Source organism: Dyella sp., assembly GCF_036384435.1.
Lineage (GTDB): Bacteria > Pseudomonadota > Gammaproteobacteria > Xanthomonadales > Rhodanobacteraceae > GSA-30.
In genome coordinates, this window is the sequence record NZ_DASVMI010000155.1 from 1 (window position 1) to 11556 (window position 11556).

At 61.5% G+C, this 11556-nt stretch carries 5 protein-coding genes; 2 read left to right on the plus strand and 3 right to left on the minus strand.

From position 1 onward, the window contains the following. The 3 genes from VF436_RS14995 to VF436_RS15005 all read right to left on the minus strand — a co-directional run. A partial coding sequence (locus VF436_RS14995) for a 5'-nucleotidase (protein WP_330904833.1) occupies positions 1-337 on the minus strand: 337 nt, incomplete at its 3' end. Positions 338-368: 31 nt separating this feature from the next. Then, on the minus strand, positions 369-1130 hold the full coding sequence (locus tag VF436_RS15000; protein WP_330904837.1) for an NAD kinase: 762 nt from the start codon (positions 1128-1130) through the stop codon (positions 369-371). 110 nt (positions 1131-1240) lie between these two features. Continuing rightward, positions 1241-6169, minus strand: coding sequence for an NAD-glutamate dehydrogenase (locus VF436_RS15005; protein ID WP_330904834.1), 4929 nt, complete (start codon positions 6167-6169; stop codon positions 1241-1243). A gap of 612 nt (positions 6170-6781) precedes the next feature. Here VF436_RS15005 and VF436_RS15010 point away from each other — a divergent pair. Both VF436_RS15010 and VF436_RS15015 read left to right on the plus strand, forming a co-directional pair. Continuing rightward, complete coding sequence (locus VF436_RS15010) at positions 6782-7966, plus strand: efflux RND transporter periplasmic adaptor subunit (protein ID WP_330904835.1); 1185 nt, start codon at positions 6782-6784, stop codon at positions 7964-7966. A 12-nt stretch (positions 7967-7978) separates the two neighbouring features. Further along, positions 7979-11215, plus strand: coding sequence for a multidrug efflux RND transporter permease subunit (locus VF436_RS15015; protein ID WP_330904836.1), 3237 nt, complete (start codon positions 7979-7981; stop codon positions 11213-11215). The last annotated feature ends 341 nt before the right edge of the window (positions 11216-11556 follow it).

Genomic DNA, 11556 nt, shown 5'->3' on the forward strand with positions numbered 1-11556 from the left:
CGCGGCTGATCTCCAGGCCATAGTGCTGGATGGCATTGAAGATGCGTAGCCCTGTATCCCCGGAGTTACGCGACAGCAGGATGACCTCGACCGGAGGCAGCTTGCCGGCCAGCTTGTTCAGGCCAAGCAGCTTCTGCACGAGTGGAAAGGCCACACCTGGCGGCAGGATGTCATTCTCATGCTCGATCTGGAATGCGCGGTAGGCATCCAGGCCATCGCGCTCGAACAGCTCGTGGCTATTGCCCAGGTCGAACAACGCCCGTGACGAAATGGCAACCACCAGGCGGTTGTCGGCAGCGGCCTTGGGATCGTGGGCATCGGACGAAGGGCGAGTCATGGCGCCAATCTACCAGAGCCGCATGACGCGGTCAGTCCTGCGCGAACTGCTCATCGAGGATGCGCTGCTCAAGATTGTGCTCGGGATCGAACAGCAATTTGACACTATATACTTGCGATTGCCTTACCTCGACCTGACGCACATCGCGCACTTCGTGGAAATCGGCCGTCGCACTCACCGGCCGCTTGCCAGGATCGAGAATACGCAAGGTAACTTCGGTTCGATGCGGCAGGATGGCGCCTCGCCAACGTCGTGGCCTAAAGGGGCTGATCGGCGTGAGCGCCAGCACATGGCTGTCCAGTGGCAGGATCGGGCCATGCGCAGATAGATTGTACGCCGTCGACCCGGCCGGCGTGGAGACGAGAATGCCGTCACACATCAACGCTTCGAGCTTGACCTGATCATTGAGCTTGACTTCGATATGCGCAGCCTGGTTACTCTGACGCAACAATGACACCTCATTGAAGGCCAGTGCCTCGTGCTGCTTGCCCCTGGCGCAGGTCACGCGCATCTCCAACGGATGCAACACGGCCGCGTGCGTCCTGGCCACGCGTTCGGGCAAATCATCCAGGCGATGCTTGTTCATCAGAAAACCCACACGCCCCAGCTTCATGCCGTAGACCGGCGCCCCGGTTTCCCTATAGGTATGCAATGTGCGTAACATGAAGCCGTCGCCACCTAGCGCGACGATCACATCAGCTTCATGCGGCGGGATGTCGCCATAGCGATCGACAAATTTACGCCGCGCCTGCTGGGCAACGGAGGTTTCGCTGGCAACGAAGGCAAAACGCATGGGCGACAGGCCGTCCTTGATCGAAGTGCTCAGTTGAGCCCAGAAAGCGCGAAGGCGCAAGACTACATCGTCTTGCGCCTTCGTCGGTCACGTCCAGGTTCGGCGACGTATCAGCCAACCGGAACCTGCGCCAGTTGCGCCAGGCGCCGTACCGCCACCGAGGCTATCGGATAATCGGCATTCTGGGTGAGGATTTCGGCCAACATGCCACGCGTGTACTTGAGCGTGGCATCGTCACGATCAAGCCACGCCTGGACTGGCGATACGTCCTTGCCGCCACCAGGCAGCGCCAGCACCTGCAATGCAAGCGCGCGGTGTTGGTGGGTGAGTTCGTCCAGCAGCGAACCACGTGCCTGCGCATGCCAGTGGCCATCGACGGGCAAGGCCTCGATCTGACCACGCAGCCATTCCAGGTCCAGGGCTTCACCCAACTCGTAGAACACCCCGGCCACCTGGTCGATGGGATGGTTGCCCTGCTGTGCCACTTCGACAATATCGAGCATCGCGCGCTGAACTGGCAGGCGCGAAAGCCGCAGCGCCAGTTCAGGCGGCATGCCCAGGCCTTCCCATTTTTCCTGGCTGCTGGCGAAATCGACCTTACCCGTTGCGGTCAGCGCCGCCGGCAGGGCCGTGCTCAGCACGCTCACGCCGGCGTGGTAGCGCTCGACATTGGCCGCGATATCAAGGGTACCGCCGGGCCGGTTGAGCAGCCAGCGCGTCAGGTGACGCAGCAGTGACCAGATCTGCATGATCGCGTCGATCTGGGTATCTTCAGCCACCTTGCTGTCCAGAGCCTCGATCTGCGCCCAGAGCTCGCGGGCACCCAGGATTTCGCGTGCCGCCGTGTACGCTTTGGAGATGGCCGCCGGCCCCTGCCCCGTATCTTCCTGCATGCGCATCATGAAGGTAGCGCCCATGCGGTTGATGGTGGAATTGGTGACGGCCGTAGCGATGATTTCGCGCTTGAGGCGATGGCGCTGCATGTGCGCCGCGTACTTTTCGTGCAATGGCGCTGGGAAGTAGCGCACCAGCTCCTTGGACAGGTAAGGGTCTTCGGGCACGTCCGATTCCAGCAATTGCTGGTACAGGCGCAGCTTGTCGTAGGACAGCAGCACCGACAATTCAGGGCGGGTCAGGCCTTGTCCACGTGCCTTGCGCTCGGTCAGTTCGGTCTCGCTGGGCAGGTTTTCGACTTGGCGATCGAGGGTGCCTTCGTTCTCCAGGATGCGAATGAAATGCGCCATCGAACCCAGGCGGCGCACCGACTGGTGCTCCATCAGGGTGATGGCCTGATTCTGGCGGTAGTTGTCCCACAGCACCAGATCGCCGACCTCGTCAGTCATGGCCGCCAGTTGCTTGTTGCGGGCGTCGACCGTCAACTCGCTGCGCTGGACGGCGTCGTCAAGCAGGATCTTGATGTTCACCTCGTGATCGGAAGTATCCACACCGGCAGAGTTGTCGATGAAATCGGTGTTGAGCAGCACGCCATGGTGCGCCGCCTCGATACGCCCCTTCTGGGTCAAGCCCAGGTTGCCGCCCTCGCCCACTACCTTGCAGCGCAGTTCGGCACCATTGACGCGCAACGCATTGTTGGCGCGGTCGCCCACATCGGCATGCGTTTCACTGCTGGCCTTGACGTAGGTGCCGATGCCACCGTTCCACAGCAGGTCGACCGGTGCCTTGAGGATGGCGCTGAGCAGATCCGACGGTGCCAGTTGGGTGACTTCCGGCTTCAGCCCCAATACGTGGCGCACTTCTGGCGAAATCGGGATCGACTTGAGCGTGCGCGCGTAGACGCCGCCACCATGGGAAATCAACGACTTGTCGTAATCTTCCCAGCTCGAGCGCGGTAACTTGAACATGCGTTCGCGTTCGGCGAACGAACGCTCGGCATCCGGATTGGGATCCAGGAAGATGTGCCGGTGGTCGAATGCGGCGAGCAGGCGAATATGGCGAGACAGCAGCATGCCGTTGCCAAAGACGTCGCCGGACATATCGCCGATGCCGACCGTGGTGAAATCCTGGGTTTGGCTGTCACGACCCAGGGCGCGGAAATGCCGCTTGACAGACTCCCAGGCACCGCGAGCGGTGATGCCCATGCCCTTGTGGTCATACCCGTTCGAGCCGCCCGAGGCGAACGCGTCGCCCAGCCAGAAGCCATGCTCCACGGAGATGGCATTGGCGATATCGGAGAACGTGGCCGTGCCCTTGTCGGCCGCCACCACCAGATAGGGATCGTCCTGGTCATGGCGCACCACGTCGTGCGGCGGCACGACCTTGCCTTCGATCAGGTTGTCGGTGATGTCGAGCAAGCCGCTGATGAACATGCGGTAGCAGGCGATGCCCTCGGCCAATTGCACGTCACGATCGCCATTGACCGGCGGACGTTTGACAAAGAAGCCACCCTTGGAGCCCACCGGCACGATGACGGTGTTCTTGACCATCTGGGCCTTCACCAGCCCCAGCACCTCGGTACGGAAATCCTCGCGGCGATCGGACCAGCGCAAGCCACCGCGGGCCACGGCACCAAATCGCAGATGGATACCTTCCACACGCGGTGCGCTGACGAAGATCTCACGATAAGGCACGGGCTTGGGCAGATCCGGCACACGGCGCGAATCGAACTTGAAGCTGATGTACGGACGGAATGCCGCATCCCAACGCTGGAAGAAGCTGGTGCGCAACGTCGCGCGTATCAGCGTCACGAAGCTGCGCAGGATACGATCGTCATCCAGGCTGGATACGGTTTCCAGCAAGGTACCGATAGCATCTTCCAGCACACTGATCTGTTCGTCACGCGGACGCGCCATCGAACCGGTCATCGTGTCGATCAGGGCTGGCTGGGCCGAGCGAATCGATTCGGGGATAAGCGCATGCATTTCCACGGTAAAGGTGCTGCCAGCGGCCTTGAGTTCATCCACGGAGAGCTGTTCACGGCGCGGATCGAACTTGGCCAGGAACAACTCCACCAGCAGGCCGGCAATGGCAGGGTACCGGTTCAGGGCGTCTTCCATGTACGCCTGCGAGAAGGCAACGCCTGTCTGCAACAGATACTTGCAGTAGCCGCGCAGCATGGCGATCTGGCGCCAGTTCAACTTGGCCCCAAGCACCAGGCGATTGAAACCATCGTTTTCGGCATTGCCCCGCCAGATCTGCTCGAAGGCATCCTCGAACAGGCTACCGACCTGCTCGACCGAAAAGGCAAGGTTGCCGGCCGGCTGGACTTCGAAATCCTGGATGTAGAGCGTGCCATCGGCGGTATGCACGTCGTACAGATGCTCGGTTAGCACGCGCAGGCCGAGATTTTCCAATTGCGGCAAGACCTCCGACAGCGGCAGGTCGGAGCCGCTTCGATAGACCTTGAAACGTAGCGCCTCAGGCCGATGCGGCGGGTGATAGAACGACATGCGCATGGCGTCGTCGCCCTTGAGCAGGGACAACTGATAGACATCCTCGGCGGCCACTTCGGCGGCAACGTCTTCCATGTAGCCGGCAGGCAGCGCCTTGCCGTAACGATTGGCCAGCACCACGCCGTCATGTTCGCCGCGCGCGCGGATCAGTGTGTCGCGCAATTCGTCGTGCCAGTTGCGCACGATCACGCCGACCTGCTGCTCCAGTTGCTGCACATCGTAGATGGCCTGGTCACCGATCTTGGGACGCACCACCACGTGCAAGCGGGCCAGGGCCGCCTCGCCCATCAGTACGGCCGAGTCGACGGTCTCTCCATGCAGAGCATCACGCAACAGGGTCTCCACTCGCTCGCGCACACTGGTATTGAAGCGCTCGCGCGGAATGAACACGATGCAGGTGAAGAAGCGTCCATAGCGATCGCGACGGACAAACAAGCGAGTGCGCGCGCGCTGGCGCAGCTCCAGGATGCCGGTGGCAGTGGCGTTGAGCTCGTCTTCGCTGCTCTGGAACAGCTCATCGCGCGGCAACGTCTCAAGGATGTGGCGCAGGGACTTGCCAGAGTACGAATCGCGCTTGAGGCCCGAACGCACCAGCACCGCCTCCACCTTCTGACGCACCATGGGTACGTCCTGGGGGCGGGCCATATAGGCATTGGAGGAGAACAAGCCCAGGAAGCGCTGCTCGGATACCGGTCGGCCGTTGTCATCGAACTTCAGCACGCCCACGTAATCCATGTAGCCCGCGCGATGCACGACCGAGCGAGCATTGGTCTTGGTCAGGATGATGGCGTCCGTGGAACCGGACTGCGGCAACTCGCTGGCCACCAGGGTGCGCAGTGAACGCGGAGCGACCGAGCGCTCACGCTTATGCAGTATGCCAAGGCCCGAACCTTCCACTGCGCAAAGCACGTCTTCACCACTTTCGGCCTTGACCTCGTACTCGCGGTAACCGAGAAAGGTAAAGTTGTCATCAGCCAGCCAACGCAGGAATTCGGTGCCTTCCTGGATCGAGGCGTCATCCAGCGGTAGTTTGCGCTGTGGCAGTTCCGTCGCGATCGCCAGTGCCTTGTCGCGCATGGCCGACCAATCACGCACTGCATCGCGCACGTCCTCCAGTGCCGATTGCAGATTTTCTTGCAGGGCCTTCAGTTCCGCCTCGTCGGCGACACGGTCGATCTCGAAATGCATGACCGACTCGGCCACGCCCTGCTCATCGCCAAGCCGGGTGAGCTTGCCAGCGGCATCACGAGTGGCCTTGACCACCGGATGGATCACCGCATGAATCTGCCACGACGATACGGTCATGGTCACGGTATCGACCAGGAACGGCATGTCATCGGTGACAATCTGCACCAGGCTTCGTCCGGCGAAGCCCTGCTCAGGGTTAACCACCCTCACCGAGGCCCGGCCGGGCTGTCGTTGCTGCATGAACTCGATCAGGCCCCCGATCAGCCGGGCCCATTCGGCGCCCGAATGAAGATCGACGTCGACCGAAGCGATGCGTGAGAAGAAGGCATCGATAAAAAATTGCGCCTCTTCAAGGCGCGCGTTGGACAATCCATTTTTCTTCAGTTCTTCGAGTACGACGGTCTGGAGCAGACGGTCGCCGGACGCACGCATTGCATTCATGGCATCTACTGGTCAGTGGAGACGAAAAAAGCCGAAAAAGGATACGCCTCGCGCTTCATCGAATCCACACAAACACATGCTGTGGCGCATCAATGTTGTGCAACGGTGCAGGATCGGGAAATGCATCCATGCGTTCACCATGGCGCTCCACCGATGCGACATGACCTCGATGACAACCGCATGGTGCGAGCGTTTCCGAACCCTTACCACTATCGGACCATGACATCTGTCAGCAGAATGCGACCAAACGCTTACGCACAGCACATGATTTGCGTCAGAATCGCGACCTACAGTAAGGCGATCTCGACCAGAGCTGCCCTTGACCTCGCCCGGAATTGCGGATGCCCCTGCCACTTGACGAGCAGAAATCCTGCCTCGCACCCCGCATCGGGACTAGACCTCGTTCCCAGGCAAATTATAAACTGTACGGTGTAGTCCACTTCCGGCCACTCGACTGGAATGCGGAATGGCCCAACCCAAGCCCCGACTGGATGTCCCGGCCCCCTAACCAACGGCACTGGGCTGGATGGTGCATCGCAGTAAGTCTTTACATTCAAACACTTGCCCCGAAAGGGGCGGCGCCCCAAGTTTACGTAATAAAACGGAGTCCCCATGAAGTCCACGACACTGCGCACCCCCGTGCTGTGCCTGAGCCTGCTCGCGCTGGCCGCTTGCGGCAAGAAGGACCAGGCCCCGCCCCAGGCGCCGCCGCCGGAAGTCGGCGTGGTCAAGGTGCAGTCCCAGAGCACTCCACTGACGGAAAGCTTGGTTGGCCGATTGTCGCCTTATCGCAGCGCCGACGTCCGCGCCCGTGTGGCGGGGGTGTTGCTCAAGCGCACTTATACGGAAGGCGCCAACGTCAAGGAAGGTCAGGTCATGTTCCAGATCGACCCGGCTCCGCTGAAGGCGGCCCTGGGCAACGCCGAAGGCGCACTCGCCCAACAGGTGGCGACCTACACAAATAATAAGATCGCCGCCCAGCGTGCCCGCGAGTTGGCCCCGAAGGGTTATGTCTCACGCTCGGATCTGGACAACGCCGAAGCTGCCGAGCGCAATTCAGCCGCAGCCGTGCAGGCGGCCCGCGCCAATGTTGAAACGGCCAAGATCAACCTGAGCTACGCCAACGTCATAGCTCCCATCTCCGGCCGGTCCAACCAGCAACAGGTCACCGAGGGCGCCCTGGTGGGCCAGGGTGACGCCACGCTGCTGACCACGGTCGACCAGATCGACAAGCTCTATGTGAATTTCACCATGGGCGTGTCCGACCTCGACCAATTGCGAGCCGCGGCCGCCAAGGGCGATGTGACCTTGTCCGGCCAGGACAAGACCACCGTGCAGGTTACCCTGCCCGACGGTTCGCGCTACCAGCCCGATGCCTCGCTGGATTTCTCCTCGACCACGGTCAACCCGACCACGGGCGCAGTGAACCTGCGTGCCACGGTGGAAAACCCCGACCAGCGCTTGCTGCCCGGCCAGTACGTGACCCTGACGGCCAACCTGGGCGAGCAACACAACGTTTTCCTGGTACCCCAGCAGGCCGTGCTGCGTGACGTATCCGGAGCGTACGCACTGGTCGTCGGCGCGGACAACAAGGTTCAGCGCAAGAATGTCACAGCCAATAACACCAACGGCAACAACTGGATCGTGACGTCCGGCTTGAATGCCGGTGACCAGGTGATCGTCTCTGGCCTGCAAGCCGTGCAGCCCGGCGCGCCGGTCAAGCCGACGCCGTGGGATCCGAACAAGCAGCCGACGCAACAAGCCGCGGGCGCCCAGCCCCCCGCGGCCAAGCAGTAAGGAGCCCGCGTCATGCCGAGTTTTTTCATTGACCGCCCGATTTTCGCGTGGGTGGTCGCGATCCTCATCACACTCGTGGGCATCATTTCGGTGCTCAACATGGGTGTGGAGTCCTATCCCAACATTGCGCCTCCCCAGGTGACGGTGACCGCGACCTATCCCGGCGCGAGTGCCAACACGATGGAGACCACGGTTACCCAGGTCATTGAGCAGCAGCTCACTGGCGTGGATAACCTGCTCTATTTCAGCTCCTCCTCCAACGCGAACGGCACGGCACAGATCACCCTGACCTTCGCGACCGGCACCAACCCGGACATCGCCCAGGTACAGGTGCAGAACAAGGTGTCGCTGGCCCAGCCGCGCCTGCCCTCGCAGGTGACTCAGCAGGGCGTGGTGGTAGCCAAGAGCAACCCTGACTTCCTGATGTTCGTCACGCTGATCTCCAGCAATCCGGCTATCGGCAACGACCGCCTGAACGACATCGTGTCCTCGCAGGTACTCGATCAGATCGGCCGTATCCCGGGCGTGGGCAACACCCGCCAGCTCGGTGCCGAATACGCGGTGCGTATCTGGGTCAACCCGGACAAGCTGCAAGGCTATGGTCTGTCCGCGACCCAGGTGCAAACCGCGATCAGCGAACAGAACGTGCAGTTCGCCGCAGGTTCGCTCGGCGCTGACCCGGCCGGTAAGGACCAGATGTTCACCGCGACCGTCGCGGCGGAAGGTCGCTTCTCCTCGCTTGAGCAGTTCCGCGACATTATCCTGCGCGCCAACCCGGACGGTACCACCGTCAAGCTTGGCGACGTGGCGCGCGTGGAATTCGGTCCGCAGACCTACGGCTCGGGTTCGACCTGGAACGGCCAGCCGGCCGGTGCCTTCGGTGTGCAGTTGCTGCCCGGCGCCAACGCGCTGGACGTGGCAACTGCCGTGCGCTCGAAGATGACCGAGTTGGCCAAAGACTTCCCGGAAGGCGTGACCTGGTTCACGCCGTATGACAGCACCCCGTTCGTGCGTATCTCGATCAAGGAAGTGGTCGAGACGCTGGTGGAAGCCGTCGCCCTCGTGTTCCTGGTGATGTTGATCTTCCTGCAGAACTTCCGCGCCACGATCATCCCGACGCTGGTGATCCCGGTCGCGCTGCTGGGTACGTTCATCGGCCTGCTACCCCTCGGGTTCACACTCAACCAGTTGACCCTGTTCGGCATGGTGCTGGCCATCGGTATCGTGGTGGACGACGCGATCGTGGTGATCGAGAACGTCGAACGCATCATGACCGAGGAAAACCTCGATCCGAAGGAGGCCACGCGCAAGGCCATGGGCCAGATCACCGGCGCGGTGGTGGCTATCACGGTGGTGCTGGCGGCGGTGTTTGTGCCGTCGGCGCTACAGCCGGGTGCCTCGGGCGTGATCTACAAGCAGTTCGCGCTGACGATCGCGGTGTCGATGGGCTTCTCGGCCTTCCTGGCGTTGTCGTTCACGCCAGCGCTTTGCGCCACGATTCTCAAGCCAACGCATCACGAGAAGAAGAACGTCGTCTATCGTGGTTTCAACTCGGTCTTCGACCGGGTGACACACACTTATCACGGTCACATCGGCAGTGCGGCACGCCATGCGCCTCGCTGGATGGTGGTGTTCGTGCTGATCTCGATCGTCGCCGGCTTCTTCTATACACGCCTGCCAACCAGCTTTGTGCCGAGCGAAGACCAGGGCTTTGCGCTGGCCATCGTGCAGTTGCCGCCGGGTGCCACCTTGCAGCGTACTCGCGAGGTCATGGGTGAGGTACGCAATCGTTTCGCCCAGAGTCCGCTCAAGGGTGACATCGATGGCATCTTCCAGATCTCCGGCTTCAGCTTCATTGGCCAGAGCGAAAGTACGGGCATGGCCTTCATTCGCCTGACCGACTGGGATAAGCGCGATATCACCGCCGATGATTTCATCCGGCAGGCCAATGGCGTATTGCATGGCATCCGTGATGCGCAGATCTTCGTGGTGAACCTGCCGACGATCCGCGGCTTGAGCCAGTTCGGCGGTATCGACATGTACTTGCAGGCCCGAAACGGCCAGACCCGCGAGGAGCTGACCCAGGCGCGTAACATTCTGCTGGGCAAGTCCAAGGGTAACCCTGCCCTGTTCGGCATCCGCCCGAACTCGCTGGAAGATTCGCCGCAGTACAGCCTTACGGTCGACCGCGTGCAGGCCCAGGCTTTGGGACTGTCGGTCACCGATATCTACAATGCCATCGCACTGACTCTGGCACCGGTTTACGTCAACGACTTCACCTATGGCGGCCGCGTCAAGCGTGTCATGGTGCAGGCCGATGCTCAATATCGTATGAGCCCGGATGCGCTCAAGCACATCTATACGCCGAGCACGTTGACCACCAGCAGCACGGGCAGCACTAGCAGTTCGACGACCAGTACGGCAACCAATCCCAATGGTCCGTACAACATGATCCCGCTGTCGAGCGTGGTGCATACGCAGTGGATCACCAACTCGCCCGCCCTGACCCGCTACAACGGCTATGCGGCGGTGGAAATCGTCGGCGACTCGGCCAAGGGCTACTCCACCGGCCAGGCGATGAACACGCTGCAAGGCATCGTGGACAGCGACCTGCCCAAGGGTTATGGCTCGGATTGGACCGGTCAGTCTTATCAGGAGTTGCTGGCAGGTAACTCGGCCACACTGCTGATGATCCTGTCGATCGTCATTGTGTTTCTGTGCCTTGCCGCGTTGTATGAAAGCTGGTCGATTCCCGTATCCGTGCTGTTGGTGGTGCCGCTTGGCCTGTTGGGCACAGTGCTGTTCAGCATGATGCGTGGCCTGCCCAACGACATGTACTTCAAGATCGGCATGATCACGGTGATCGGCCTGGCCGCGAAGAACGCCATCCTGATCGTGGAATTCGCGGTCGAGCAGCAACTGGAGGGCAAGACGCTGTTCGAGGCGGTGACTACCGCCGCCCGACTGCGACTGCGCCCGATCCTGATGACCTCTTTGGCCTTCATCCTGGGCGTTTTCCCGCTGGCCATCTCCACCGGCGCCGGCGCCAACTCCCGTCATGCGATCGGCACCGGCGTGATTGGTGGCGTGTTGTTCGCCACCTTCCTGGGCCTGCTCTTGATCCCGGTGTTCTACGTCAGCGTGCGCCGCATGCTGGGCGACAAGCTCGACGAGCCGTCGCACAAGCTACCGCACCATGGCGATGATCACCCGCACACATTCGACTCCGATCCCCAGCGCGGACACTGAGTCGCAGGCCAGGCAAGCAACGAAACCATGGGCGCCTTAGGGCGCCCATTTTTTGCCACCGGCACCATTCGCATTGCTCGCTATGGTCAAACTACCTTAGCCCGATAACGCCGAGCACGCAGGCAACCCATGCAGAATCGACTTGTATTCGTTCTGCAAGGAAGCTCCGCCATGTCCATCTCGTCCTCTCCTGCCAGCTCGGCAGCACTCGCCACACGTCAGCCGCTCTCGGACCCTCTCGTCAAAGACGTGCCCCATACCACGTCAAATACGATCTCCATCCAGGAACTGGTCTCTCCCGTGGCGACACCCTTACAGGCCGCTCGCACCGCACGCGCCGC

Bases quoted from the DNA above. Each gene is read 5' to 3' on its own strand.
- VF436_RS15000 (WP_330904837.1), bottom strand. From the start codon at position 1,130: ATGCGTTTTGCCTTCGTTGCCAGCGAAACCTCCGTTGCCCAGCAGGCG.
- VF436_RS15005 (WP_330904834.1), bottom strand. From the start codon at position 6,169: ATGAATGCAATGCGTGCGTCCGGCGACCGTCTGCTCCAGACCGTCGTA.
- VF436_RS15010 (WP_330904835.1), top strand. From the start codon at position 6,782: ATGAAGTCCACGACACTGCGCACCCCCGTGCTGTGCCTGAGCCTGCTC.
- VF436_RS15015 (WP_330904836.1), top strand. From the start codon at position 7,979: ATGCCGAGTTTTTTCATTGACCGCCCGATTTTCGCGTGGGTGGTCGCG.